The organism is Streptomyces puniciscabiei (genome assembly GCF_006715785.1).
In the GTDB taxonomy this organism is placed as follows: domain Bacteria; phylum Actinomycetota; class Actinomycetes; order Streptomycetales; family Streptomycetaceae; genus Streptomyces; species Streptomyces puniciscabiei.
Genome location: NZ_VFNX01000006.1, coordinates 78,417 through 104,851, shown reverse-complemented (window position 1 = coordinate 104,851; position 26,435 = coordinate 78,417). Strand labels below are relative to the sequence as shown.

Below are 26,435 nucleotides of genomic sequence, written 5' to 3'. Positions count from 1 at the left end.
CACGCTTCAAAAGAGCCGCCTCAGGTGGACGTTCGAGCAGCCCCACCACCGTCCCATACTGCTTGGTATGGACTAATTTCCGTATCACGTCTGGAGGAATGCAGTCGTGAATGAGGCAGGCCGGTCGGACGAGCAACTGAGTGCCGAGCTGAAGAAGTGGACGGGCGGAACACCCGCGCTCCATCCCGTGGGTGAACTCCTCGACCGGCACTGGGAAGCGGCCTTCGCCTACGCGCGGTTGTGCACGGACGGGGCGCGGGCCGCGGGCATGCTCACCACCGCCGCCTTCACCCGGCTGTTCGGGGAATCGCTCCGCCAGTCCGGCCCGACCGCCGCCTGGCGGCCGCATGTGCTGGTCGCCGTCCGGCGGATCGCGGCCGAGTGGGACGCCGACGGCCGCCAGGAACTCCTCCACCCGGCGCTGCGGTCCGGCGAGACTGGTGAGCGTGCCGCCGCCCGGCTGCTGCCGCCGCCGGGCCGGCGACTGCTGTCCCGGGCGTTCCAGCGGGTGCCGCAGGCCTCCCGTGCCGTGCTGTGGCACACGGAGGTCGAGGCCGAACCGCTCGCCGTACCGGCGGCGTTGCTCGGCCTGGACGAGGAGGACGCCCGTGTCGAGCTCCGCCGGGCCCGGGAACGGCTGCGTGAGGAGTGCCTCCAGGTCCACCGCGAGCTCGCCCCCGAGAACGAGTGCCGGCGCTATCAGCGCATGCTCGACGTGACGTTCCGGCGCGGCGGCGTCGACATCGACCCGGATCTGCGCGAGCACCTGGGCCGGTGCGGCCACTGCAGCCGTACGGCCGACCAACTCGCCACGTTCAACACGGGACTTGGCCTGGCACTCGCCGAAGCGGTCCTCGGCTGGGGCGCCCGGGCCTACGTGGAATCCCGGGCGAACCGCGCCGAGGAGGAGGCCGGACCCGCCCCGCGGCCCGAGACCGTCGCACCCCCGTTCGGCGAGCCCTTCCTGCCCACCGAGCCGTCACACCGGACCGGTTCCGCCGACTCCGCCCCCGGGGGTGGTGCGACCGGGGGCAGGCGCTGGGGTGGCTCCGCCGGGCGCAGGCGTCGCGGGCGCTCCGCCGAGTCCGCGCCTCCGGAGGATCCCGCGGAGTTCACGGCGTGGGACGGCTCCACCGAGACCATGCCCCAGGGGGCTTCGCCTTCCACCGGGCCCAGCCGGGGTGGTTCCACCGGGGGCGGGCGCCGGGACGGTTCCGCCGGAGGCAGGCGTCGGGGGCGTGCCGTCGAGTCCGCGCGCCGTGCCGGTTCCGCAGCCGACGCCCAGACCTCCACCTCCGCCGCGTCCACTTCCGCTGCAGCCGCCCCGGCCGCCTCCACGGCGCCGACTCCCGCTTCCGCCTCCGGCCCCCGCCCATCTGACCCAGCCGACTTCGCCGGTTCTGCCTCCGGCGCCGGCTCCCATTCCGCTTCCGCCACCGCCCCGTTTGCCACCGCCTTCACCTCTGACCCGTCTGCCTCGGACGACCCCGCCGGCTCCGCCTCCGCCTTCGCCTTCGCGTCAGCCGACGCCGCTTCCCCCGCCGGCCCCGGCGGGTTCGCATCCGGCTCCGGCTCCCGCTCTGCCCGGCGCTCCGCCGTCGCCGGACCGTCGGGTGGGCGGGGGGATGCCGTGGGCTCCGGCCGGTCGGCGCATCGTGCGGCCCGCACGCGCCGGGCCAGGCGGCGCAATCTGGCCGTGGCCGTCGTGACCGTCAGCGGACTGGTCGTGCTCCCGCTGGTGTTGTGGTCGGTGCTCGGGTCCGGCGACGGCCCGGGCCCTGGCAGCAAGGACGCGTCGTCCCCGGCGCCCGGCAAGGACACCCCGAGTCCCGGCGCCTCCTGGGCCGCGCACGCGGCGGGGCAGGGCACCCTGCACGGCCGGCTGCACAACCTGGCCTCGGGACTGTGTGTCGGTGTCGTCGGCAAGAAGGCCGTCAAGGGCGCCGAGACCGAACTCGTCCCCTGCTCCGCGACCCCGAGCCAGGAGTGGACGTACGAGACCGACGGGCTGCTGCGCGACTCAGCGGCGCCGGGCCTGTGCCTGGACTCCCACCTCGGCTACTCGGTCGTCCTCGCCCCCTGCTCGGCCACCGGGAAGGCCGCCATGAACATCCGCTACGACTTCACCCTCCAGGGCGCCCTGATACCCCGCTTCGACCAGGACCTGGCCCTCACCCCGGCCGCCACCGACGGCTCCGGCGCGCTCGTCCTCAAGAACCGCGCCCCCGGCGCCGCCCAGCGGTGGAGCCTCGACGCCGCCGAGCCAGATCTGCAGATGCAGAACGTCAACTGGGACAGCGACAACTCCCCGTCGCCGACCACCACCCCGAAACCGACGAGCCCCGAGCCCGCGCCCGCCCCGACCAGGAGCACCGCGTCGCCGACCCCGGCGCCCACGGCCTCGAAGTCCGCTCCGGCAACCACGCCGTCCGCCACGTCCGACCCCTGCTCGGCGTACCCGTACTACTGCGGGTGGGGCGGCGGCGGATACGGCGGAGGCTACGGCGGCGGCCGGCACCGGCGCTGACTCAGGGGTGGTGCGGCGGAGGCGGCGGGATCGTGCCCAGCCCCGGTGCCGGTTCCGGCCACACCAGCAGCACCGGGCAGGGCGCGTGGTCGACGGCGAACCGGACCGCCGGGCCGAGGCTCTTCGGCCCGAGCCGGCACCGGTCGCCGTCCCGGGCCAGCACCAGCAGATCGGCGCCCTCGGCGGCGGCGACCACCTCCCGCTCGACCCGCCCCGACCGCTCCTCGCGCGCACAGGGCCGGCCCAGCCGCTCGGCGGCCGCGTCCAGCAGTTCGGCCGCCGAACTCCCCCCGAGTGCCCGCATCCGGTCGCCGGGATCCCGGTCCGGACGCCCCCGGCCGAGCAGCCCCGCGAACGCGCCGTGCGCCAGCCCCGGCACCTCGGGCCCGCTGACGTGCAGCAGCACCACCTCGGCGGTGTCCGGCGCGTGCTCGCGCACCGCGTCCACGCAGCCGGGCCAGGTGCCCTCGACGAGCCAGGCGATCACACGCATCCGGTCGGCCTCCCTCGGCGCCCGTACGACCTCAGAGAACCTGCAGCGACCCCCACAGTGCCACCACCGCCACGGCGAGGGAGGACGGCACGGCGAGCAGGCCCAGCCGGGTGAACTCCCCGAGGTCCACCTCGTGCTCGTGCTGGTGCACGATCCGCCGCCAGAGCAGCGTGGCCAGCGAGCCGGCGTAGGTCAGGTTCGGGCCGATGTTCACCCCGAGCAGCACCGCCAGTACCGCGCCCGGCCCGGCCGGTGCGGCCGGCGGCAGCAGGACCAGCACCGCGGGCAGGTTGTTGATCAGGTTGGCCAGGACGGCGGCCAGCGCGGCGATCCCGAGCAGCGCCGGCAGCCCGGTACCGCCCGGCACGACATGTCCCAGCACGTCGGCGAGCCCGTTGTCGACGACCGCGCGCACCACGATGCCCAGGGCGAGGACGAACGCGAGAAAGGCCGGGGCCGCCGCGCGTACGACGGTCAGCGGGGTCGCCCTCCGCCGGGCCACGGCCCGCCCGGCCAGCACCAGCGCACCCGCCGCCGCGACCCAGGCCGGCTCCACGCCGAACGCCGAGGCCACCACGAATCCCGCCAGGGTGCAGGCCACCGTCCCCAGGGCGAACAGGGGCAGCCGCGGCGGCGCACCGGTGTCCCCGCCCGTGGGTGCCGCGGCCGCGAGGTCCCGGGCGAAGAACCGCCGGAACACCGCGTACTCGGCACCGATCGCCACCAGCCACGGCAGTGCCATCAGCGCCGCGAACCGGGTGAAGCTCAGCCCGCTCGCCGCGAACGCCAGCAGGTTCGTCAGATTGGACACCGGCAGCAGCAGCGACGCGGTGTTCGACAGGTGGGTGCAGGCGTACACATGCGGTTTCGGCCGTACGCCGGTGCGCGCGGCCGTGGCGAAGACCACCGGGGTGAGCAGCACGATCGTGGCGTCCAGGCTGAGGACGGCGGTGATGGCGGACGCCAGCGCGAAGACCGCCGTCAGCAGCCGCACCGGCCGGCCCGCCGCCCACCGGGCCATCCACGCCCCGCAGGCCTGGAACAGCCCCTCCCCATCACAGAAGTGGGCGAGCACCAGCACCGCCGCCAGGAAACCGACCACCGGCCCGAGCCGCTCCGCCTCGGCCCTGGCGTGGTCCAGCGAGATCGCCCCGGTGCCGACCGCGATGCCGGCGGCGGGCACGGCCATGACGGCCTCCGGCCACCCGAAGGGCCGTACGACGGCCCAGGCGAGCACGGCGACGAGCAGCACGGCGGACAGTGCTTCGGCGAGCGGGGCGTTCAGGGCGGGTCCTTCCGCAAGGGGTCACAGGAGGTCCGCCCATGAAAGCAGACGATGTTGAATCCCTTACGACGTCCGGCTGCCCGCCGCGCCCAGGAACTCCTCCCAGCCGCCCGCCGGCGCCTGACCCGGCACCAGCGTGCGCAGCTTGCGCAGCACCGCCGGGTCCTGCGCCTCGAGCCAGGCCACGAGCTGCTTGAACGACACGAACCGCACGTCGTCGCCGTACGCGGCCATCTTCCCGACCGCCTCCTCGACGGCGTCCATGTAGATGCCGCCGTTCCAGCGCTCGAAGTGGTTGCCGATGAAGAAGGGCGCGCGGTTGGTCGTGTACGCCCGCTGGAAACCGGCGACATAGGCGTCGCGGGCCTGGGTGCGCCAGGCGTCGTACTGGGCGCGGTCACCGTTCGGATTGCCGCCGGACTGGTTGAACATCATGTTGTAGTCCATCGACAGCACCTGGAAGGAGTGCCCGGGGAAGGGTATGGACTGCAGCGGGAAGTCCCAGATCTTGCCGCCCTGCACCTTGCCGGGCCAGATCTGCAGTCCTCCGGGGGAGCTGGCGTCGTACTTCCAGCCCAGCGCGGCCGCCGTGGGCAGCAGGTTGGACTGGCCCTCCAGGCACGGGGTACGGCCGCCGATCAGCTCCTTGCGGTAGTCGAAGGGGAGCGGTTCGAGGTCGGTGAAGCCGGTGTTGGTCTTCCACTTGGTCACGAAGTCGACCGCCTGGTCTATCTCGCTGCGCCACTCGGCCGGGGACCAGTTGCGCACGCCGGTCGCGCCGCAGAAGTGGCCGTTGAAGTGGGTGCCGATCTCGTGGCCCTCCAGCCAGGCCGCGCGGACCTGCTGGAGGGTGGCGTGGATGTGCCGGTCGGCGAGGTAGCCGATGGCGGAGGCGCCGACCGGGTGCTGCGGCGGACGGTACAGGTTCTTCTTGGACTCGGGCAGCGTGTAGATGCCGCTGAGGAAGAACGTCATCTTGGCGCCGTGGTCGGCGGCGACCTTGCGGAACCGGGAGAACAACTGGTTGCTCAGCTCGCCCGCGCCGTCCCAGGAGAACACCACGAACTGCGGGGGCTTCTGGCCCGGCTTCAGGCGCTCGGGCTTCGGCTGATGCGGCTGGGGCCCGGTGTCGGCCGTGGAGCCGTCGCCGATCGGCTTCACCGGACGGGCCTGGGCGGTGCCCTTGCCGTCCGTCGGGCCGCCGATCCGGAGGCCGGTGCCGGAGGAGCACGCGGCCAGCGTGCCCAGGGCGCCCGCCGCCGCGCCCGCCGTCAGCACCCGCCTGCGTGAGATCCCGCTCATCTTGTCCCCGATTTCCTTGTCACGGCCCCTGCGGGGCCTGCTCGCCGGTGTGGGTCGACGGGTTCGATGACGGGAGTCGTGGGAAAGATCGAGGCCTTCGGTGCCTGTTGCCGTCCTGTGACAGTTGTGGCGCGGACATGGCGAACCCCGCTGCCCGGACGGTGCGGCAGCGGGGTTCTCGGGGGTGTCCGGTCCGGTCAGGGAGCAGTGCCGGGGCTCAACACCGACAGGAAGACGGAGGAGGAGTTCCCGGAGACGGGCACTGCTCCGCCCGTCCACACGACCTTCAGCGCGTCGCGCTCGTCCGGCGGTGTCACCAGCAGCGCGGCCGGGGTGGCCGTGCCGGCGCCGCTGATGCCGGGGTTGGAGAAGGTCAGCCCGGCCCAGGCGCTCTGCCCGGGCCGGAGCGTGATGGTCGCCGGGGAGCCCGACTCACGCTTGGGGTCCGGGCCGAGCTGGCTGCCGGAGGCGCTGACGAACGCCGCGCCCGGATAGCCGTGCACGGTGCAGGTCCGGCCGGACGTGTTGGTGAGGACGACGGGGAAGTTCTCCTGGCCGGCGCCCGGGTCGTTGCGGCCCACCGAGGCGCGCAGCTGGGAGGTGTGGCAGCGGGTGTTCGCCGCGGCCGTGGTCGTACCGCCGCCGCTCGCGGAGGGGGCCGCCTTGGAGGGGGCGGACGGGACGGCACCGGTGGACGTGTGGGCCGGGGCGGACGTGCCGGACGCCGGGCTGTTCGTGGTGCCCGTCGCCGGCGCCGCCGTACCGGATGCCGTGATCGGTGGGTTGCTGTGGACGTCCTTGCCGTTGCCACAGGCGGTCAGGAGGCCCAGTACGGCGAACGTGCCCACGAGCAGGGCCCCGTGCCGCGCGGACCGGGATGTGTACACCATCTCGCTCAACACTCCTGGAGGGTCATGGCATGCGCCGGAACGCGTGCCTCAGGGCGCGGGTGCGCCGTCCTCACACTCCGATGCGCGCAGGCCCGGAAAAGTTCGGCACACGCAGGATTCTTTTCCCCGCCGTGACCCTCCGCAGCCGCCCGTCAGGTCACGCTCAGCGAACGGAGTATGCCCTCGGTCGCGTCCCCGGCGCCCCGCTGGCGCACCTGCACATACACCTGGGGCTGCTGGGTGCCGTCCGCCGGGACGAGCCCGGACTCCGTGACCGAGCCGCCGTCCGGGCAACCGCTCCAGGCCCGCACCAGGCCGTGCCACCGGGCGTCGGCGAAGCTGCGGCTGCCGGAGTAGCGGCAGCCCGCGTGGGCGAGGGCCTTCACCCTGGCGGTCACGTCGCCGTGCTCGCTCACCCCGACGAACACGCCGTCCACCGGCGCGCTCAGAACGGGCCACCGGGTCAGGTCGTCGGCCACCACCAGCCCCGGTTCGTGGCCCTTGCCGAGCCCCAGCGCGCCCGGGTCCCAGCCGGAGTCGCGCAGCTCGCGGCCGAAGCCCGCCGGCACCGTGACGGCGACCCGCCCGGTCGAGTCCGCGACCCGCACCTGGTCCGAGGAGCCGCCGTGGTGGATGACCAGGGTCACCGCGGTCGCGGCCGCCGCCGCGGCGAGGACCGCGGCCACGGTCAGCGTCACCGTGTTCAGCCGGCCGCGCACGCCGTCCAGCCGCCGGGCGGGCCGCAGCGCGCGCGGCCCCGCCGCCAGCCGGTCCAGCTCGTCGGCGAACGCCTGCGCGCCGGGCCAGCGGCGCGCCCGGTCCGGCTCCAGCGCGCGCAGCAGCGCCCGCTCCACGTCCTCGCCGAGGTCCGGCCGCAGCCGCCGGGGCGGTACGACGCGTCCCGGCGGGCCCGGGACACTACCGGTGACCAGCTCATAGCCCACCGCACCCAGGCTGTAGACGTCGGCACGCTCGTCGATGCCCTCGCCGGGCTCCGCCTGCTCGGGCGGCTGGTAACCCGCCGAGCCCGCGGCCAGCGTGAGCACCGAGGCCTGGGCGAGGCTCTTGGCGAGCCCCAGATCGGCCAGCAGCACCCGCCGGGTGCCGTCCCGGGCGGTGTGCAGCAGCACGTTGGTCGGCTTGATGTCCCGGTGCACGATGCCCGCCTCGTGCAGCGCGGCGGCCGCCCGGGCGGCCTCGGCCGTCAGCGCGAGGGCGTGACCCACCGGCAGCGGACCGTGCGCCAGCAGGTCGGCGAGGGTGCCGCCGTCGGCGTACTCCATCACGAAGTACGGCCTGCCGTCGGGCAGTTCACCGATGTCGTAGACCTGCACCACGCGGCTGGACCCGGCCCGGCGCAGCAGCCGGGCCTCGGACAGGAAGCGGTCCCTGATGTCGAGCCGGTGCGCCCAGTTGTCGGCGAGGACCTTCAGTGCGACCGGGGCCTGGAGCTCGTCGTCGTGGGCGAGCCAGACCGTGGCGAAGGCGCCGGTGCCCAGCGGCCGTTCGAGGCGGTAGCGGCCGATCCGCCCTTGGGATTGCATACGGCTATCATGCCTGGCCTGAGATCGACTCGAAGGGGGACCCCGGTGCAGGACCAGGCGCCGATGGAAGACCTCGCCCGGCGGGCCGCCGCCGGCGACAGCGCGGCCCTGGACCGGCTGCTCACCGAGATCCGGCCGGAGGTGCTGCGCCGCTGCGGGCGCTTCCTGCCGTGCCGGGAGGATGCCGAGGAGGCGGCCCAGGACGTGCTGCTCCAGGTGGCCCGGCACATCTCCCGCTTCGAGGGCCGCAGCCGCTTCGGGACCTGGCTGTACACGGTGGTCGCCAACTGCTGCCGGCAGAAGTACCGCGAGCTGAAGCGGCGGGCCGCCGAGCAGCCGGCCGCCATCGAGCCCTCGCACGCCGTCGACCCGCGCACCACGAGCGTCATCGCCGGCTCCCGGGTGGACCTGCTGGAGGCGCTGGACCGGCTCGAGCGGACCCATCCGCACCTGGTCGCTCCGCTGGTCTACCGGGACATCTGCCAGCTGGACTACGCCGAGGTCGCCGAACGCGTCGGCATCCCCCTCGGCACCCTCAAGTCCCGCCTCCACGAGGCCCGCAAACAGGTACGACCGTGGCTGACGGGCGGCTGAACCCCTCGCCGGGTTACCGGCGGGCGTCGTGCCAGTAGGGTCACCGGGTGCGGGGGCAGTCCGGCCGGACGGGGCTGTCGGGCGGGACGGGGCTGTCGGGCCGGGACCGGGCTGTCGGGCCTCGGTGGGGGGCCCGGTGGCCCTGCCCCGGCACGGCGGGCCTCTTCGTCGCTCTACCGGTCCTCCTCGAACAGGGGCAGTTCCGCCCAGATCGTCTTGCCCTCCGGGGTGTGCCGGCTGCCCCAGCGCTGGGTGAGCTGGGCGACCAGGAGGAGGCCGCGGCCGCCCTCGTCGAAGACCTTGGCCCGGCGCAGGTGCGGGGCGGTGTGGCTGGTGTCGGACACCTCGCAGATCAGCGTGGCCGCGTCGTGGATCAGACGGAGCCGGATCGGGTGGGAGCCGTAGCGGATGGCGTTGGTGACCAGCTCGCTGACCACCAGCTCAGCGGTGAACGCGGCCATGCTCAGCCCCCAGGTGTCCAGCTGCTCCACGACCTGTTTGCGGATCGGCGCGACCAGTGCCGGGTCGGCCGGGATGTCCCAGGTCGCCACCTGCGAGGCGGGCAGGCCCTGGGTGCGGGCGAGCAGCAGCGCCACGTCGTCCGCGGAGCCCCCGGCCGGCAGCAGGCTGTGCAGGACGTGGTCGCACGTTCCGTCCAGGGAGTCCGCGTACGTGCCGAGCGCGTCGTACAGCATCTCGCGGCTCGTCTCCGGATCCCGTTCCCGGGACCACACCAGACCGTCCGTGTACAGCGCGAGGACCGTGCCCTCGGGCAGTTCCACCTCGGTGGCCTCGAAGGGCAGCCCGCCGAGGCCCAGCGGGGGACCGGCGGGCATGTCCAGCGCCTGGGGCGCGCCGCCCGGCCGCAGCACCACGGGCGGCGGATGCCCGGCGCGGGCCAGGGTGCAGCGCCGGGACACCGGGTCGTAGACGGCGTACAGGCAGGTCGCGCCGACCTCGCCGGGACTGCCGGCCTCGCCGGGACTGGGGACGCTGCCGGACTCCTCCGACAGCCGGACCACCAGGTCGTCCAGGTGGGTGAGCAGCTCGTCCGGGGCGAGGTCGATGTCGGCGAGGGTGCGCACGGCCGTCCGCAGCCGCCCCATGGTGGCCGAGGCCTCGACACCGTGCCCGACGACGTCCCCGACGACCATCGCGACCCGCATCCCGGACAGCGGGATGACGTCGAACCAGTCGCCGCCCACCCCGGCCCGCGCGGCCGGCAGATAGCGGGAGGAGGCCTCCAGCGCGGCCGTGCGCGGCAGGGTGCGGGGCAGCAGGCTGCGCTGGAGCGCGAGCGCGGTCTCCCGCTCGCGGGAGTAGCGGCGGGCGTTGTCGATGCAGACGGCGGCCCGGGTGGTGATCTCCTCGGCGAGCAGCCGGTCGTCCCCGGTGAACGGGTCCGGACGCCGGTGCCGGGCGAACACCGCGACACCGAGGGTGAGCCCGCGGGCCCGGATGGGCACCGACATCGAGGAGTGGACGCCGAACCTGCGCACCCGTTCGCCCCGCTCGGGGCTCCAGGCCGGCCACGACTGCATCTCGCCCGCCGCCACCGAGGCGATGATCGTGCGGCTCGCGGTCAGCGCGTCCGCCTGGGGCGAGCCGGGCGGGTACTCCTCGGTCTGCCCGGGCTTCAGCACCGCCTCCGGCACGTCGTCCAGGACCGACTGGTGGGCGGCCCGGCGCAGAGTGAGCGGTGCCGAGAGGCGGGCCGGGGGCTCGCCGCCGTAGTCCTGCGGATCCAGCAGGTCGATGGTGACGAAGTCGGCGAGCGTGGGCACGCACACGTCCGCGAGTTCCTGTGCCGTACGGGTCACGTCGAGCGTGGTGCCGACGCGCACGCTCGCCGCGTTCACCAGCTGCAGCCGCTGGCGGGCCCGGTAGTTGTCGGTGACGTCGTGCGTGGCCAGACTCACCCCGTGCACCCGGCCCTGGGCGTCCCTGACCGGGGCCATCCGGGCGAGCCAGGCGTGGGCGCGGTCCTCGGCGCCGATGCGCGCGTAGGTCTGTACGTCGAGCGGGCTGCCGGTGGTCAGCACCTGGAGCATGCCCTGCTCCAGTTCCTCGCTCTGCGGCTTGCCGCCGATCTCCGCGAGCCGCAGCCCGCGCAGGCGCTCCTCGGGCAGACCGATGACGTCGGCCATCGCCTCGTTCATCCGGTGCAGCCGCAGCTCGGTGTCGTACACGGCGACGGCGCACGGCGACTGGAGCAGGCCCGCCGCGGCGAGCGGGTCGTCCTCGGCGGGTGGTTCCGTGCCGGGCAGCGGGGTGACCACGAGCCAGCTCCCGCCGTGTCCGTCCTGCGCCGGCCGGCGGTGGACGAGCAGCCACACCGGGACGGTACGGCCGTCGCGGTGGCGCAATCCCACCGTTCCCTCCCAGCGGTGGCCCCTGGGCACGTCCGGGATGTCCTCGGCCAGGAGCCGGGCGGCCGGACGGCCCACGACGGCGTCCGCCGGGTGGCCGAGCAGGCGCCTGGCGCCCTCGTTCCACTCGACCAGCGTGCCGTCGTCGTCGATGACAGCCCGGGCCGTCGCCGCGTCGTCGAACGGATAGACCCGGCTCATCGTCGCCGCTCCCAGCGCGCACTCACAGTGAACAGGTGGCACTTCTCGTGTTCCAGCGTAGTGCTTCGCGGACTCCCGTGACCCCGCGACCCCCGCCTCCCCGGCCGCTCGGTCGAACACGGTCAAGCAGGAAATCCGGCCGATGTGCCGGTGGGGGAGGTCTCGGGGGTCCTGACCCTTGACGATCGCGTATGCCAGCCCGTCAGAATCTGTTTGCTCACGATCAGTTGTGAGCACTTCTGGGCCCTGATGAGGGAGACCCGCCATGACGGTCACTCGCCGATCGGTTCTGGTCGCCGCCACCGCGACACCCGCGGCCTGAGCGCTGCTGAGCATCCCCGCCGCCCCGGCCTCGGCCGCCGCCGAGGCGTCCGCGGGCACCGGCGGACGCCACACCGTGCCCCTGCGGGACGGCCGGCGCTTCGCCCTGGTCGACCCGGGCGGCATCACGCATCCCACCGGCGCCTACGCACAGGCCGCCGATCCCGGCCACGACGACTCGGCCTGGCGCGAGGTCGCCGTCCCGCACGACTGGAGCATCGAGCAGACCCCGACCCCCACCACCGACCACGGCACCACCAGCGGCACCGGCTTCCTCCCGGGCGGCCTCGGCTGGTACCGGCTCGCCTTCACCCTGCCGCCGGCTCACGCGGGCAAGCGGATCTCGGCGGAGTTCGACGGCGCCTACTCACCGGTCTCGTGCACACCGGCGGCAGCACGCCCGACGTGCTCGCGGTCAAGGTGCAGAACCAGCTGCCGAGCAGCCACTGGTACTCCGGCAGCGGCATCTACCGCGAGGCCCGGCTCGTGATCACCGAACCGGTGCACGTGGCGCGCCCGCCAGCCCCAACGGCAGCGCCGGCAAGCTGCACCTGACCTGGAAAGTGCCGTTCCAGCCGGGCGAGTTGAAGGCGGTGGCCCGGCGGGACGGCAAGGTGGTCGCCACCGATGCGCTGCGCACGGCAGGCGCCGCGCACGCCGTACGCCTCACCGCCGACCGCGACTCGCTCGCGGCCGACGGCCGTTCACTGGTCTTCGTCACCGCCGAGATCGTCGACGCGCACGGCGTGGTGGTGCCCGACGCCGAGCACCTCATCGCCTTCGACGTCTCCGGCGGCTCCCTGGCCGGGGTCGACAACGGCCGCGAGGAGAGTGCCGAGCGCTACCAGGCCAGTACCCGCACCGCGTTCCACGGCAACGCCCTCGCCATCGTCCGCTCCGGTACGAAGCCGGGCCGGCTGACGGTCACCGCGCGGGCGGACGGCCTGCGCACCGGTACGGCGAGCGGGTCCACGACCCCGGCGCGCGAGACGGCCCGCACCCCGGCACCCGGCTTCCGGCCCGAGCACCCGTCGCCCACGCACTACCCTTGCGCGGACGCCAGTTACTCCGGCCGTTCGGACTCCCTGCCCGCCGCGATGCTCGACGGCGACCCCGCCGCCGGCTGGTCCGACGCCTTCGCCAAGGCGGCCACCGCACTGCCGCCCGCGTTCAACGGCGCACGCGCCGAGAACTGGGTCTCGGTGGACTTCGGGCGCACCCGGAGCTTCGACCGGGTCGCGGTCTCCTTCACCGTCGACACCACCCATGCGCTGCCCGCGAAGGCCGAGGTGGCCGTGTGGGACGGGCGTGCCCACGTCCCTGTCACGGGTGCCAAGGCGGAGTGGGCCACCGCTTCGGACAGCCCGACGGTGATCACCTTCGACGCGGTACGGGGCTCCCGGCTGCGACTGACCCTCACGAGCGCCGCTCCTGGGCAGGCGAAGGGAGCGTACGGATCAGCCGGCTGGACGTGTGACACCCCCTGAGCGGCTCCGTGCCGGGAAGACCGGGTGGGGAGGAGGGCAGCGCCCCGACCGCCTCCCTCACACGAGGGCCGGCTGCAGCGCACCCTCGTGCGTGAGCAGCCACAGCTTGCGCTCGACTCCGGCCGCGTACCCGCGCATCGAGCCGTCCGCCCCGATCACCCGGTGGCAGGGGCGCACGAGCAGAAGGGGGTTGGCGCCGAGCGCCCGGCCCACCGCGCGCAGATCGGCGCGCGGCACGCCCAGCCGGGCGGCCAGCTCGCCGTACGTGGTCGTCGTGCCGTAGGGGATGTCCTCCAGGGCCTGCCACACCGCCCGCTGGAACGGGGTGCCGGTGGCGACGAGCGGCAGCTCGAATCGGGTGCGGCGGCCCGCGAAGTAGGCGTCCAGTTGCCGGTGCGCCTCGGCGAACGGTCCGTCGTCACGGTCCTCGGCGCGGACGGCGGGCGCGCCGCGCTGCCCCGGCATGGCGAGCGAGCAGAGCGCCAGGCCGCCCGTCGGCGAGACCGCGCCGGTCAGCGACAGGTCGCCCAGCGGGCTCGGATGAACGGTGTGGACGGCGCGTGTGCTCATCGGGGTGCTCCTTGTGTCTCATGTGCCGACTATGTCCGTCTCGATCGCCGGCCTCGCCCGTGCTGCCGAGTCTGCTGCGCCGGGCGCCCGCTGACCGGCGGGAATCGGACATCGTTCTCGGGCCTCGCTGGTACCACGGAAAAGGGTGCTTGACCTGGCGATATTTACGGGTGAGTACCCGCGCGGTACGGTGAGGGGCATGCCAGCTCTCAACGTGGAGTTCAGCGAACGGGAACTCGAGGACCTGCGGCAGATCGCCAAGGAGCGCGGTACGTCCATGAAAGCCCTCGTGCGCGAGGCCGCCGCCGCCGACATAGCCCGGCACCGGGCCCTGCAGGAGGGCGCCGCGGCCTTCCGGCAGTTCTTCGCCGCGCACGCCGAGGAGTTCGCCGCGGCCTTCCCCGACGACGAGCCCGCAGCGAAGGACGAGGCCGCCTGACGCATGCCCTCCGTCATCCACATCGACGTCCCCTGGCTGCTCCAGCGCCATGAGGAGGTCCTGCCCGACCAGCCCGCGGTCGACGACTTCTCCGCTCTGGTCGCCGCCGTCGCCCGGCACCGCGTGGATCCGCCCCGGCTCGGCGTGGACTCCGACCCCGCCTGGCGGGCCGCAGCCCTGCTGCACACCCTCGCCCTGCTCAAGCCGCTGCCCGCGGCCAACGCCCGCTTCGCCTGCGCGACCGCCGTGGCCTACATGTTCGTCAGCGGCGTCGGCATCGACCCGCCCTACGGCGCCCTCGTCGACCTCGCCCGCGACCTGATCTCCGGCAAGACCGACGTGTACGGCGCCGCCGACCGGCTGCGGTCCTGGCAGATCTGAGCGGGCCTCATGAGGACCCGTCCCGCCCCGGCCGGCGGGGGAAGCCGCCGGGGCCGCCGGCCGGGGCAGGGTGGGCGGGGCCGCCGGCCGAGGGCGGGAGGAACGGGGCCGGCGGCGGTTTCGCGCGGGAGGGCCCGCCGTCCCGCGCGTGGCCTTCCAAGGGGCCGGTCCCAGTTCACTACCGGCCCGCACGCCCCGGAAGCGTGCGCGGCCCCGCCGCTCTGTGCGCGTCCTTCACACGGGGCGCACGAAATACCGAAAACCGGTCCAGGGGAACTGGCAGAGGCCAGCCGCATGGCGGCTTTCTGACTTTCTTTCAAAACGGTCGAGATTGTGCGGGTGCCCTGTTGCTCGTGTGGAAGTTGTGCAAGGGTTGAAACGGCCGTGCGGGGGGTAAGATCCGGAGTTCTTCCGGCAGTTGCCGAACTTCACCGGCCGAGCGCCGGCCCATTCCTTCCCCGCGCGGCGCAGAGGTACGCATCAACGCACGTCGCACCAAAGGAACCCGCTCAGTGCCCACCCCCCACCCCCCTCGTCCCCTCTATCCGCCGGGCGGCGACCCCGGGGAATCCGACGAGTCGCTCGCCGGTCCACTGCGGGCCGGATCCGACGCGGAGGCCTCCCGGTCCGCCGCCCTGCTGATGGCCCGGCACTGGCAGCCGGCGCACGAGTATGCGGTCATCTGCCTGGCCCTGACCGGGCCGCTCGCCCACATGGTCACCGCCACCGCCTTCCACCAGGTTCTGGGCCGGCTCGCGCTCGGCGAACCCGCGGAGGCGCTGCGGCCCCGGCTGCTCGTGGCGGTCCGGGACACGGTCGTCAACTGGTCCGGCACCGACCGGATCACCGCCGTACTGCCCGGACTCGGAAAACCCGCCGGCGGCCGCGGTATGCGCGCCGCGAAGACGCTGATACCGGAAAACCGTGCCCTCTCCGACCGCTCATTCCATGCCCTTCCCCGGCTGGAGCAGGCCCTGCTCTGGCACATCGAGGTCGAGGCCGAACCGATAACCGTTCCCGCCGGAGTGCTCGGCGTGGACGTCGAGAGCGCGACGGCCGCACTGGAACAGGCGCGCGAGAAATTCCGGGAAGGCCTGGTACGCGCCCACCGGGAACTCGCTCCCGGCCAGGAATGCCGCTACTACAACCGACTCCTCGACGTTCCGATCCGGCGTGGCGGCGCCCTGCTGCCCGACGTCCAGGAACATCTGTCCGCCTGTTCCTACTGCCGGCACGCCGCCGAGCAACTGGGCCACGCCGATGCCGCGTTGGGCGTGCTGCTCGCCGAGGCCGTGCTCGGCTGGGGCGCCCGCCGCTACCTCGACTCGCGCCCCGGCCGCCGCCCAGGTACCGCCCGTGGCCGCGGTGGCTCCCGGCGCTCCGGCGGACGCCGGCGCGGCGGTGACCGGCCCGGCCTGCTCGCCCGCGCCGCCCTGCCCGGCACCCGGCGGCGCGCCGACGGCGAACCCCGGACCGGCGTCCCGGTGTCCCGTGGCCGGCGGCGCGGCGGCGAGCCCGGACCGCTCGCCCGGATCCCCGGCACCGCCTGGTCGTCCAGGACCCTGCTCACCGGCGTCGGTGTGGCCTCGGCGGGGTTGCTCGCGACCGTCCTCGCGATCAGCGTGTGGCCGGACGGTGGCGACGGCACCGACCCGGTCGCCTCCACCAGCGCGGTCCCCGGCAGCGCCGCCGGCCAGTCCCCGCCCGCCTCCGCCACCGCGCCCGGCACCGTGGGGCTGCCCGCCGCCGGCCGCCCCACCCGGCTGCGCACCGCCGCCGCCGACCTGTGCCTGGACATCAAGGGCGCACCGAAGGCCGGTGCGGGCGCGGCCCTCGCCGTCTGCTCCTCGGCACCGACCCAGCAGTGGACGTACGAGGCCGACGGACGCCTGCGCAGCGCGGCCGCCCCGGGGCTGTGCCTGGACTCGCACGCCGACGCCGGGGTGGTGATCCTCGGCACCTGCGCGGACGCGGGCGCGCAGCGGGGTGACGACGTGCGTTACGACCTCACCGCGCAGGGCGAGTTGCTGCCCCGCTGGGACCGGTCCCTGGCCCTCGCCACCACCGCCGACAGCCCGGGCACCGACCTCGTGGTCAAGGTCCGCGACGGCTCCGCCGGGCAGCGCTGGGTGACCGACGCGTCCTCGGCGAGCCCGGGCTCGCTCTCCATCGCCGGTACCGAAGCACCCCGACGGGGCGCGGGGAACTGCTCGACCGGCCGAGACGGCGCAGCAGACGCCTGACGACCTGTCGCGGCACTCGGGACAGCGCTTCGCGGCACCCCCGCGGAGCGCTTGGCGGACATGGTCAGTTCGGCTCCTCGACCAGGTCCGCCCGGGTCACCGTGCCCGGGCCGGTGTGCCCCGACAGGGCGAGCGTCAGGTCGAACTCCGCCAGCACGCACCGGATGACATGCTCCACGCCCGCCTGCCCGTCCAGCCCGAGCCCGTAGACGTACGGCCGCCCGAGGAGCACGGCGCGCGCGCCGAGGGCCAGCGCCTTGAACATGTCGTCGCCGGTGCGCACCCCGCTGTCGAACAGCACCGTCAGCCGGTCGCCGACCGCGTCCGCGACCCGGGGAAGCGCGTCGGCCGCGGCGACCGAGCCGGCCACCTGCCGGCCGCCGTGGTTGGAGACCACCACGCCGTCCACTCCGGCGTCGGCGGCGAGCCGGGCGTCGTCCGGGTGCAGGACGCCCTTGAGCACGATCGGGCCGTCCCAGTGCTCCCGCAGGAACGCCAGGTCCGGCCAGGTGTGGCCGGCGTCCCCGAACAGGCCGAGGAAGTGCAGCACCGCCGCGTTCGGGTCCTCGTGCACGGGCCGCGCGAGCCCCGCCTGGAACGCCGGGTCGGTGAAGTAGTTCGCGGTGCCCACCCCGTGCAGGAACGGCAGATACGCCTGGTCCAGATCGCGCGGCCGCCAGGCCAGCAGCGGGGTGTCCAGGGTGACCACGAGCACCGAGAACCCGGCGGCCTTCGCCCGGCTCAGGAAACTCCGTGTCACCTCGCGATCCTTGCCCCAGTACAGCTGGAACCAGCGCTCGGCGTCCCCCATCGCCTCGGCGACCTGCTCCATCGGTGTGCTCGACGCCGAGGAGAGGATGTACGGCACGCCCTGCACGGCGGCGGCGCGGGCGGCGGCGGACTCGGCGTCCGGATGCATGATCGACAGCACGCCGACGGGCGCCAGTGCCAGCGGCGCAGGCAGGGCCCTGCCCAGCACCTCGACCGACAGATCGCGCTCGGCCACGTCGCGCAGCATGCGCGGCACGATCCGGCGCCGGGCGAGCGCGGCCCGGTTCGCATGGGCCGTGCTGCCGTCGCCCGCGCTTCCCGCCACATAGCCCACCGGGCCCGGACCGAGCCGGTGTTCGGCCAGTTCCTCCAGCCGGGTCGGGTCGGTGGGGAGCCGGGGCACGGCACCCGTCATCCCGTTCAGATAGATCTCGTACTGGAAGTCCGCCCAGTGCTTCGCCATCCGGCCGTCCCGCCTCTCGTCGCTGAGTACGCGTGCAGCCCGACGATACTGGCGGGTAGCCGGGGCCTTCGGCGGCGGGTGGCCGCCCGGTCCGGAGTCCGGGCCGCCGCCGTCGGAACGGACACGGTCGGTCCGCTCGTCCGCGCGGAGGCCGTCGTGTGCGGACGCGCCGGACGCGGAGGGCTAGGTCCTGTCGAACTCCCGTCGTCGCCCGGAGGGCGGCCCTGCGGCGTCAGGTGCGTGCTCTGGGGGTCCCCCGGCCGAAGGCTGGGGGAGGGAGTTCGACGACAGTGCCTAGGGCACGGATGTGTCAACGGCCCCTTCGCGAGCCGTCGTCGAGGCACCGGGGCCGGTGATTCGAGGCACCGGGACGTCGACCGTGGGCACCAGCCGGGCGCCCTCGGGCCCGTACGCCGCCCGGGGCTCGGGGAACAGCCGCAGCAGCGTCAGGAACAGGACGGCGGCCACCGCGAGCGACAGCGGCAGGCTGATGTCGACCCCGTTCGCCAGGTTCCCCAGCGGGCCGACGAACTGACCCGGGATGTTCGTGAACAGCACGCCGAGCACCGCCGCCACCCACCAGGCGGTCATACCGCGCCAGTTCCAGCCGTGCGCGAACCAGTAGCGGCCGCCGTGCTGACGGCGGTTGAAGACCTGCAGCGCGTCCGGGTCGCCAGCCGCGGCGGGTGTAGAAGCCGAGCATCATGACGACCATCCACGGCGTGGTGCAGGTGATGATCATCGTGGCGAACGTCGAGATCGACTGCACGAGGTCCAGGCCGAACCGGCCGACGAAGATGAACGCGATGGACACCACGCCGACCAGCAGCGTCGCCTGCACGCGGGACAGCCTCGGGAACACCGAGGAGAAGTCCAGGCCGGTGCCGTACAGCGAGGTCGTGCCCGTCGACATGCCGCCGATCAGGGCGAGCAGACACACCGGCAGGAAGAACCAGCTCGGCGAGATCGCCAGCAGCCCGCCCACGAAGTCGGGCGCGGCCGGGTCGACGTACTTCGGCGCCTTCGTCGCGATGATGCTCGCGGTCGCCAGGCCGAAGACGAACGGCAGCAGGGTCGCGATCTGGGACAGGAACGCGGCGCCGACCACCCGGCGGCGCGGGGTCCCGGCCGGGATGTAGCGCGACCAGTCGCCGAGGAACGCGCCGAACGACACCGGGTTGGACAGCACGATCAGGGACGCCCCGATGAACGACGGCCAGAACGCCGACTGGGGGGCCTTCGTCGCCGCGTCCGCCGAGGCCGTGAACACACCGGCGTACGACGGGTCGAAGTCACCGGCGAAGGCGAACGCGCCGAGCAGGAAGAGCACGGTTGCCGAGGTCACCGCGATCTTGTTGACGAACAGCATGAACCGGAAGCCGTAGACGCACACCGCGAGCACCAGCCCGGCGAACAGGGCGTACGCGACGACGTACGACAGGGTGCCGCGGTCCAGGCCGAACAGCCGGTGCGCGCCACCGACCAGGGCGTCGCCCGAGCTCCACACCGAGATGGAGAAGAACGCGACGGCCGTCAGCAGGGACAGGAACGAACCGACCACCCGGCCGTGCACGCCCAGGTGCGCGGAGGACGAGACCGCGTTGTTGGTGCCGTTGACGGGACCGAACACGGCCATCGGGCACAGGATCAGGGCACCCGCCACGACACCGAGGACGGTGGCCGCGAGTCCCTGCCGGAAGGAGAGCCCGAACAGGATCGGGAACGCGCCGAGCACGCAGGTGGAGAAGGTGTTGGCGCCCCCGAAGGCGACCCGGAAGAGGTCCAGCGGGGTCGCGGTGCGGTCCGCGTCGGGGATGCGCTCGACGCCGTAGGGCTCGACCTCGGTGAGGGACGGCGGCGGCGCGGTCGGCGAGTCGGGGGACTGAGGGGGCACGGAGGGCTCCAGCGAGGTCGCGGCGATGGAGCGCTTGGTGGCGCGGCGGTGACGGACGGCCCTTGTGCCGCAGGGGTGTTACGGCATGGCAAGGGCCGCCCGGAGCGGTCTGCCGACGGTACGGCTCGGGCGTGGACCCCTGCCAGAGGATGATTCATCCATCTTCGCCGTCGCCGGTGGAGGAATCGGCCACCTCCCCCGTGTCGGGTCCCTGAGCCCGTACGCGCTGCACATGTTCCAGCGACTCGCGCAGCTCGGTCAGCCAGTCCTCGGTGTGCCGCTGGACCAGGCGCACGCACCAGGCGAGGGCGTCACTGCGGCTGCGGGCGACGCCCGAGGCGATGAGGGTGTCCAGCACCTGACGCTCCGGCTGGCGCAGCCGGGTCATGACCGGCGCGGCCACATGGGTGAACAGGGCGCGCTCCGGGCCGCACACCACCCCCCACGAGACCTTTCGGCGGAACAGGTGCTCGGCCTCCCGGGCCACCTCCATCCGGTCCTCACGGGTCCGCTCCCGGAACTCCTGGATCCGGGCGCGCAGGGCGGTTGCCCGCTCGGCGTCCGAGGCGCCTTCGGCGAGCCGGGGCTCGCGGATGCGGCCGATCACCGTGATCTCCTCGCGGTCGACGGTGATCTCGGGCGGTTCCTCGAAGAGATCGTCCGGCAGGCGGCCGGCGAACCAGCCCCGCAGCTTCTCTTTCTGCTCCGGTGTAATCATGTAATCAGCATTACTCGGCCGTGTTCATGAACGCAAGGAGACGTGAAGGCATCGTGAAAGCTTTCACTCGCAGTGAACCCGGAATGTTTCAGGCCGATTAACGAGCCGGTGATTTTCGGCCATGGGACCGCTTTCTGCGATCAAGAACCGCTCAGTTACGCGGTCGAGCTCTTCCATTTCCGTAACTTCACGCCACTGTTTCAACACGCAAGGTTACTGAAAGCGGTGGGGTCGATGTGTGTTTCGGCGGCGGACTCGGCAGAGTGGCGCTCGCCGTCCGGCACCGACCGAGCCGGAGCCGGCACTCGTCTATTCGAGCGGAAGGATGCACACAATGCGGAACACCGCGCGCTGGGCAGCGGCCCTCGGCCTCACGGCCGCCGCCGTTTGCGGACCCCTGACCGGGGCCGCCGTCGCTGCACCGGGCGCCGCCCCGTCGTCGCTCTACGCCCCCTCGGCGCTGGTCCTCACCACCGGCCACGGCAGCGGCGCGGCCACGGCCACCCCGGAGCGCGCCGTCACCCTGACCTGCGCGCCCACGGCCTCCGGAACCCATCCGGCAGCGGCGGCGGCCTGCGCCGAACTGCGCGGCACCGGCGGCGACTTCGATGCGCTGAAGCCCGCCGGCGACGTGTGGTGCAACAAGCTGTACGACCCGGTCGTCGTCACCGTCCAGGGCGTCTGGCAGGGCAAGCGCGTCTCCTACGAGCGCACCTTCGGCAACACGTGCGTGCGGGACTCCGTGGGCGGCGGCGTCTTCGCCTTCTAGAGCCGGGATCGCAGCCGAACCCCGTATACACCGGAACAGGTCCGCAACCGGGGAGTGCGGCCCCTGGAACGGGGAACCTGCGATCTCGTACCGGAGCCGACGGGCGGAGTGGGGCCGCCCGCCGGTCTCCGGGCACACAGCCGCTCCCCGGGCGGGCCTGTGGGGGGCCTTTCCCGGGGAGCGGCGAAAAACAGCCCGTTTCAGCCGGTGTCCCTGGTCCTGCGACGATGACTCGTGTCGCACCAGGGGTAACGGCGACTGCGCCCGCAGGTGCACAGGGCGACACGGAAACGGTCCGAGCACACCGTGGTGCCGTCCTCCAACTCGACCTCCACCGGCCCCTCCACGAGCAGCGGCCCCTGCCGCTGCAGGGTGATCCGGCGGGCCCGCTCAGCACGCTCGTTCGGCACGGACGACCACCAGCTCCTCCTCGTGTGCGGACGGCGCGAGCAGTCCGCGCCGGCGCAGCCAGTCCTCCCGTGAGCGCAGCACCGGACCGAAGGGGATCCAGCGGCGACGGACCACCGCGGCCTTCAGCCGGGCGGCACGCAGCAGTTGCACGGTGCGGTCGGGATCGCTGAGCGCGGAGTGCACGATCAGCAGCACGCCTCCGGGGCGCAGCAGCACGGGGGCGTCCCGGCAGATCCGGTCCAGCAGCAGCCGGCCGTCCTGGCCCGCGTCCCAGGCCCGGGACCGGCCGTGCGACCCGCCTCCGGCATCCGGTGCGGGAACGTACGGCGGGTTCGCGAGGATGAGGTCGTACGTGCGGCCCCGCACCGGCCCGAAGAGGTTGCCGCGCCGGATCCGCACCGGCAGCCCGGTCAGCCAGGCGTTCATCCGAGCCGTCCACACCGCCAGCCGGGACACGTCCACCGCGGTCACCTCGGCACCGCGCCGGGCCGCCTCCAGGGCCAGTGCGCCGCTGCCGGTGCCCACGTCGAGCACCCGGGCGCCGGGCGGCGGGGCCTCCTCGCGGAGGGACTCGGCCAGCAACTCGGTGTCGTCCTGCGGGGCGTACACGCCCGGAAGCACCACAGCGATCACACCGCGCGAGTACCCCGGCGTTCAGGATGTATGGGATATTTCCGACGCCAGGGGTGTGCGCATGGACGAGCGCCCCGCACGCCAGTCGGCGAGCAGCCGCCGCGCCAGCCGGTCCTCCAGATACTCGGTCGCGTCGATCCCGAAGGCCACGTCCGCCGCGAGTTCCGGCTCCTCGGCGAGCAGCCCGCCGATCACCTCGTGGCGTACCACCTGTTCGTGGACCGCGTCCGCCTCGACGTGCTCGTCGTAGAAGAACTCCGCCGCGGGTCCGGCGCCGGTGCGGCGCATGGCCTCGGCGAGCCGGCGGGAACCCGGCGAGGAGGTGATCTCCACGTCGGCGAAGTGGCCCACCAGCGCGCCGCGCAGCTCGCGGTGCAGGCCGAAGAGGGACATCAGGTTGACGACGGCGAGCATCTCCGCTCGGGCGGCGTCCAGATACCGGCCGTAGGTGCTGTCCAGGCCCAGGTCCGTCATCAGCTCGGCGAACAGGCGTGCGTGGACCCGGTCGGCCCGGCCGCCGCCGAACTCGTCGAACTCCACCGCCGCCATCCCCGCCTTCGCCCGGCCCCACAGCCGCGGCAGCACCCAGGCGTGCGGGTCGGCCTCCTTCAGGTGGTACAGGGAGCGCTGGGCGGCGTACTCGCGCAGCTGCCACAACTCGCCCTCGGCGCGGAGGAAGTGGGTGACCCCGCTGCCCTCGACCGGTTCCACCAGCAGCGCGGCGAGCGCGTCGTCGAGGCCGTCGTGGCCCGGCACGTCGGCGCGCAGCGCGGACAGGAAACGGCGCTCCAGCGCGGCGCGGACCCGCAGCAGGTCAGGGTCCCACTCGGTCTCCGGCCCGACACCGGCGAAGCCCCGGTAGTGCAGCTCGTAGCAGAGGTACAGGGCCAGTTGCGCGTCGTCGCCGTAGGGATCCGCCTCCCCGGCCTCGGCGGGGCGGGGGAGGGACCCCGCGCCGCGCAGCCAGGCGGCGACCGCGGCGGACACGTTCCCTCGGGCCGGGGGCAGCCCCGGCCCGCGCTCGTGGCTGTTCATGAGCCCCGGGTACCCCCGTCCGGGGACGACACGGCCGACCACACCGGCCGCTACCGGTGGCCGTTCGGCCCAGGCAAGGCCGCCGGTGATGGCTCGGTGTCGGGGGGACCGCCGGTGATGGCTCGGCGCCGAGGGGGCCGCCGGTGATGGCTCGCCCTCGGGAAGGCCACTGGCGGTCGTGCCACCCCGTGAGGAGCCCGCCGGTCGTCGCTCGGCCCGGGGGGAGGCCGGCGATGCCCGCTCGGCCATGGCAAGACCGTCGGTTGTCGCTCGCCCTCGGGAACGCCGCTGGCGGTCGCTCCGTCCCGGGGGCGGGCGGGTGGTCGCGGTGCGTGGAAGGTGCGGGTGGTCGTCGTGTGTGGGGGTGGGGGTGGTTGCTGGGCTTGGGGAGGGCGGGGTGGTCGATCCGGTCGTGGGCCGCGCGGGTGGTCGGTGCGTCCCGGGGCGGGCGGGTGGTCGTCGTGTGTGGGGGGTGGGGGCGGTTGCTGGGCTTGGGAGGGCGGGGTGGTCGATCCGGGCCTAGGCCGCGCCGACGATCGCTGCGCCCCCGGGCCGCGCCGGCGATCGCTGCGCCCCGGGTCGTGCGGGTGGTCGCCGTGCGTGGAGGGTGCGGGTGGTTGCTGGGCTTCGGAGGGCGTGGGTGCGCCGCGCCGCGGGAACGCATGAGTGGTCGCCCCACGCCGGGCTCGGGACAGGTGGTCGCTGCGCCCGGGAACGTACGGCTGGTCCCGTGTGCGGTTTCCTCGGTCCTCAGTCCTCTCCCGCCTGCTCCTGCGCCTCGGTGTTCGGTGTGATGGCGTCCCCGGCCTCTCCGCCGGCGGCCTTGTCCTCGTCGCGCTTCTCGGCCTCCTCGACCTCCCGGAGCACTTCCTCCAGGGCGGTGTCGAACTGTTCCTTGCGGTCCTTCTCGTCTTCCTCGCCCGACATGGCCTCTCCTTCCGCCGCCGTGCCCCTGATCAGCTGAGTTACCCGCTGACGGCCGTCTCAAGCGCGCCGCAGGGGCAGGGCGCCGGGGCCACTACGCCGGCACCGCCCGCCGGTAGCCCTCGTACTCGGCACCGAACCGCCGCACCAGTCCCGAGCACCAGGCCTTGCCCGCTGAGTCCCGATGAGTACGGCGACCACCGCGACGTAGATCGGACTGCGCGCGTACCGGTAGGGACCGCTCACCACCGGCCGCGCGGGCGGGGCGACCGGCGCCGGGGGTGCCGAGCCCCCTTGAGGGCGAACCGGGTGAAGGCCTCCAGCACGACCGCGGCACCGGCCACCAGCGGCAGCAGTCCGAGCAGCCGCCACGGCAGCCGCCACTGGCCCGCCCGCCGGCCACCGGTCGGCCGGCACGGCACCACCACGGCCGCGCTGCCCGAGACGAGGACGAGGAACAGGGCGCTGCCGAGCGCCGCCGACGCCTTGCGCACACCCCCACCGTGACAGGGCGAGGGGCCGCCGTCTCCCTGCTGACGGCGGCCCCTCGGGCTCGGTGGTGCGTGGTCGTCACATGCGTCACATGTGGACGACCGGTGCGGCTCCCGCGTCCTGCTGCGGCACCCCGCGCCGGTAGAGCAGGAAGGCGACCAGCGCGCCGGCGGCGAAGAAGCCCGCGGACCACCAGAAGGCGGTCGTGTAGCTCTCGATGGTCGCCTGTGCCCGCACCAGCTTGCTGGTGGCGTCCCGGCCGGAGAGGTAGTCGGTGGCGGCGCTCGCGGCGAGGGTGTTCAGCAGTGCCGTGCCGATCGAACCGCCCACCTGCTGCATGGCGTTGACGGTGGCGGAGGCCACGCCCGCGTCCTCGGCCGCGACCCCGCCGGTGGCCAGCTGCATGGCCGGCGGCATGACCAGGCCGAGGCCCACGCCGATCACGATCAGCTGCGGCAGCACCGCGCTCAGGTAGTGCGAGCCGAGACCGATGCCGGTCAGCCAGGCCAGGCCGGCCGTGGCGACCGCGAAGCCCAGCGGGATGACCGCCTTGGGGCCGAAGCGGGGCACCAGGAGCGTGGTGCCGGCCTGTGCGGTCACCATGAGCGCGCCGACCATCGGCAGGAACGCCACACCGGTCTTGGTCGGGCTGAAGCCGAGGTTGAGCTGGAGGTAGTAGGTCAGGAAGAGGAACACGCCGAACATGCCCGCGCCGGTGATCAGCACCGCGACGAAGGAGGCCGCGCGGTCGCGGTCGAGCAGGATGCGCAGCGGCAGCAGCGGGTGCGCGGCCCGGGTCTGCCACCCGGCGAAGGCCGCGAGCAGCACCCCGCCCGCGATCAGGAAGCCCCAGGTCAGCGGCGAGCCCCAGTCGTGGGTCTCGGCGTTGGAGAAGCCGTAGACCAGGGAGAACAGACCGGCGGCCACGAGGACCGTGCCCGGCACGTCCAGCTTGGCGTTCTCCGCGTCGCGGTGGTTGCCCAGCAGGATCCAGCCGCCCGCGAAGGCGACGACCGCGATGGCCACGTTCACGTAGAGGGTCCAGCGCCAGTCGAGCGCGTCGGTCAGCACACCGCCGAGGAGCAGGCCCACCGCACCGCCGGCGCCGGCGATCGCGCCGTACACGCTGAAGGCGCGGGCCCTCTCCCGGGCGTTGGTGAACGTGGTGTTGAGCAGCGACAGCGCGGCGGGTGCGAGGAGTGCGCCGAAGGCACCCTGCAGGGCCCGGGCGACGACCAGCATGGTGAAGCCGTTCGCGGCGCCGCCGAGCGCGGAGGCCGCGGCGAAGCCGACGACGCCGACGAGGAAGGCGGGCTTGCGGCCGAACAGGTCGGCTGTCCGGCCGCCGAGCAGCAGCAGGGAGGCGAAGGCGAGGGCGTACGCCGTCACGATCCACTGCCGGTTGCCGTCGGAGAAGCCGAGGTCGGTCTGGGCGGACGGCAGGGCGATGTTCACGATCGTGGCGTCGAGGACGACCATCAGCTGGGCGATGGCGATGACCGCGAGGATCCACCACCGCCTCGGCGAGGCCGCGTCCGCGTGTTCGATCGCGGCGGCTCCTGCGCGGGAGCCTTCGGCCAGGGTCTTCTGGGACATCGGAACCACTCCAGGGCAAGTCGTCCGGGCACGGATGGCAAACAGCCTGTAAACGAAACGGTTTCGTACACATGGAGCGTACG

23 protein-coding genes and 1 pseudogene are annotated in these 26,435 nt (G+C 73.7%); 8 read left to right on the top strand and 16 right to left on the bottom strand.

Annotation, left to right across the window (positions count from 1 at the left end; genetic code table 11):
- Positions 1-106: 106 nt before the first annotated feature.
- On the top strand, positions 107-2,527 hold the full coding sequence (locus tag FB563_RS40895; RefSeq protein WP_079048808.1) for an RICIN domain-containing protein: 2,421 nt from the start codon (positions 107-109) through the stop codon (positions 2,525-2,527).
- A gap of 1 nt (position 2,528) precedes the next feature.
- Here FB563_RS40895 and FB563_RS40890 read toward each other — a convergent pair whose 3' ends face one another.
- The 5 genes from FB563_RS40890 to FB563_RS40870 form a co-directional block, all read right to left on the bottom strand.
- Positions 2,529-3,020 carry a universal stress protein gene (locus FB563_RS40890; RefSeq protein ID WP_055706692.1) on the bottom strand — a complete coding sequence of 164 codons (492 nt, stop codon included), beginning with the start codon at positions 3,018-3,020 and terminating at the stop codon, positions 2,529-2,531.
- Between the two features lie 31 nt (positions 3,021-3,051).
- Entirely contained in the window at positions 3,052-4,305 is a 1,254-nt protein-coding gene (locus FB563_RS40885) for an arsenic transporter (protein WP_107100643.1), read from the bottom strand.
- 63 nt (positions 4,306-4,368) lie between these two features.
- Positions 4,369-5,607, bottom strand: coding sequence for a polysaccharide deacetylase family protein (locus FB563_RS40880; RefSeq protein ID WP_199832840.1), 1,239 nt, complete (start codon positions 5,605-5,607; stop codon positions 4,369-4,371).
- Positions 5,608-5,804: 197 nt separating this feature from the next.
- Complete coding sequence (locus tag FB563_RS40875; protein ID WP_055706691.1) at positions 5,805-6,497, bottom strand: DUF4232 domain-containing protein; 693 nt, start codon at positions 6,495-6,497, stop codon at positions 5,805-5,807.
- 152 nt (positions 6,498-6,649) lie between these two features.
- Entirely contained in the window at positions 6,650-8,041 is a 1,392-nt protein-coding gene (locus tag FB563_RS40870; protein WP_055706690.1) for a serine/threonine-protein kinase, read from the bottom strand.
- Between the two features lie 45 nt (positions 8,042-8,086).
- Here FB563_RS40870 and FB563_RS40865 point away from each other — a divergent pair, with 45 nt between their 5' ends.
- Complete coding sequence (locus tag FB563_RS40865) at positions 8,087-8,635, top strand: RNA polymerase sigma factor (protein WP_055706689.1); 549 nt, start codon at positions 8,087-8,089, stop codon at positions 8,633-8,635.
- 173 nt (positions 8,636-8,808) lie between these two features.
- Here FB563_RS40865 and FB563_RS40860 read toward each other — a convergent pair whose 3' ends face one another.
- A complete protein-coding gene (locus FB563_RS40860; RefSeq protein WP_055706688.1) occupies positions 8,809-11,205 on the bottom strand; it encodes a SpoIIE family protein phosphatase in 2,397 nt (798 codons plus the stop codon).
- A gap of 397 nt (positions 11,206-11,602) precedes the next feature.
- Here FB563_RS40860 and FB563_RS45695 point away from each other — a divergent pair, with 397 nt between their 5' ends.
- Entirely contained in the window at positions 11,603-12,016 is a 414-nt protein-coding gene (locus tag FB563_RS45695; protein WP_055706687.1) for a hypothetical protein, read from the top strand.
- Between the two features lie 73 nt (positions 12,017-12,089).
- Positions 12,090-13,013 (top strand): discoidin domain-containing protein, encoded by a 924-nt coding sequence (locus tag FB563_RS45690; protein WP_055706686.1) that lies wholly within the window; start codon positions 12,090-12,092, stop codon positions 13,011-13,013.
- A 57-nt stretch (positions 13,014-13,070) separates the two neighbouring features.
- On the opposite strand, the gene FB563_RS40850 is transcribed toward FB563_RS45690, so the two are convergent.
- Positions 13,071-13,583, bottom strand: coding sequence for a methylated-DNA--[protein]-cysteine S-methyltransferase (locus FB563_RS40850; RefSeq protein ID WP_055706685.1), 513 nt, complete (start codon positions 13,581-13,583; stop codon positions 13,071-13,073).
- A gap of 199 nt (positions 13,584-13,782) precedes the next feature.
- Here FB563_RS40850 and FB563_RS40845 point away from each other — a divergent pair, with 199 nt between their 5' ends.
- The 3 genes from FB563_RS40845 (at position 13,783) to FB563_RS40835 (ending at position 16,646) form a co-directional block, all read left to right on the top strand.
- Positions 13,783-14,022, top strand: a complete 240-nt coding sequence (locus tag FB563_RS40845) for a hypothetical protein (protein WP_055706684.1) — start codon at positions 13,783-13,785, stop codon at positions 14,020-14,022.
- A gap of 3 nt (positions 14,023-14,025) precedes the next feature.
- Positions 14,026-14,403, top strand: a complete 378-nt coding sequence (locus tag FB563_RS40840) for a toxin Doc (protein WP_142219268.1) — start codon at positions 14,026-14,028, stop codon at positions 14,401-14,403.
- Positions 14,404-14,915: 512 nt separating this feature from the next.
- Positions 14,916-16,646: an RICIN domain-containing protein gene (locus tag FB563_RS40835; RefSeq protein ID WP_142219267.1), complete on the top strand. Its 1,731-nt coding sequence runs from the start codon at positions 14,916-14,918 to the stop codon at positions 16,644-16,646.
- Between the two features lie 64 nt (positions 16,647-16,710).
- On the opposite strand, the gene FB563_RS40830 is transcribed toward FB563_RS40835, so the two are convergent.
- The 3 genes and pseudogenes from FB563_RS40830 to FB563_RS40820 form a co-directional block, all read right to left on the bottom strand.
- Positions 16,711-17,880, bottom strand: coding sequence for a lactate 2-monooxygenase (locus tag FB563_RS40830; RefSeq protein ID WP_142219266.1), 1,170 nt, complete (start codon positions 17,878-17,880; stop codon positions 16,711-16,713).
- A gap of 294 nt (positions 17,881-18,174) precedes the next feature.
- Positions 18,175-19,774 (bottom strand): annotated as a pseudogene (locus FB563_RS40825) (purine-cytosine permease family protein).
- Between the two features lie 154 nt (positions 19,775-19,928).
- Positions 19,929-20,492 (bottom strand): hypothetical protein, encoded by a 564-nt coding sequence (locus FB563_RS40820; RefSeq protein WP_055710062.1) that lies wholly within the window; start codon positions 20,490-20,492, stop codon positions 19,929-19,931.
- Positions 20,493-20,826: 334 nt separating this feature from the next.
- Here FB563_RS40820 and FB563_RS40815 point away from each other — a divergent pair, with 334 nt between their 5' ends.
- On the top strand, positions 20,827-21,261 hold the full coding sequence (locus FB563_RS40815) for a protease inhibitor (RefSeq protein ID WP_055710063.1): 435 nt from the start codon (positions 20,827-20,829) through the stop codon (positions 21,259-21,261).
- A gap of 200 nt (positions 21,262-21,461) precedes the next feature.
- Here the strand turns inward: FB563_RS40815 and FB563_RS40810 are convergent, their stop codons facing one another.
- The 6 genes from FB563_RS40810 to FB563_RS40790 form a co-directional block, all read right to left on the bottom strand.
- On the bottom strand, positions 21,462-21,671 hold the full coding sequence (locus FB563_RS40810) for a CDGSH iron-sulfur domain-containing protein (protein WP_055710064.1): 210 nt from the start codon (positions 21,669-21,671) through the stop codon (positions 21,462-21,464).
- The gene (locus tag FB563_RS40805) at positions 21,652-22,305 is read right to left on the bottom strand and encodes a HemK2/MTQ2 family protein methyltransferase (protein ID WP_234358066.1); all 654 of its coding nucleotides are present in this window, start codon (positions 22,303-22,305) and stop codon (positions 21,652-21,654) included. The genes FB563_RS40810 and FB563_RS40805 overlap by 20 nt, the downstream gene beginning before the upstream one ends.
- Before the next feature lie 21 nt (positions 22,306-22,326).
- Positions 22,327-23,340: an iron-containing redox enzyme family protein gene (locus FB563_RS40800; RefSeq protein WP_142219265.1), complete on the bottom strand. Its 1,014-nt coding sequence runs from the start codon at positions 23,338-23,340 to the stop codon at positions 22,327-22,329.
- 750 nt (positions 23,341-24,090) lie between these two features.
- Positions 24,091-24,267, bottom strand: a complete 177-nt coding sequence (locus tag FB563_RS43385) for a hypothetical protein (protein WP_167528558.1) — start codon at positions 24,265-24,267, stop codon at positions 24,091-24,093.
- A 239-nt stretch (positions 24,268-24,506) separates the two neighbouring features.
- Entirely contained in the window at positions 24,507-24,758 is a 252-nt protein-coding gene (locus FB563_RS44770) for a hypothetical protein (RefSeq protein WP_055704574.1), read from the bottom strand.
- 85 nt (positions 24,759-24,843) lie between these two features.
- Entirely contained in the window at positions 24,844-26,352 is a 1,509-nt protein-coding gene (locus FB563_RS40790; RefSeq protein ID WP_055704575.1) for an MFS transporter, read from the bottom strand.
- Between the last annotated feature and the right edge of the window lie 83 nt (positions 26,353-26,435).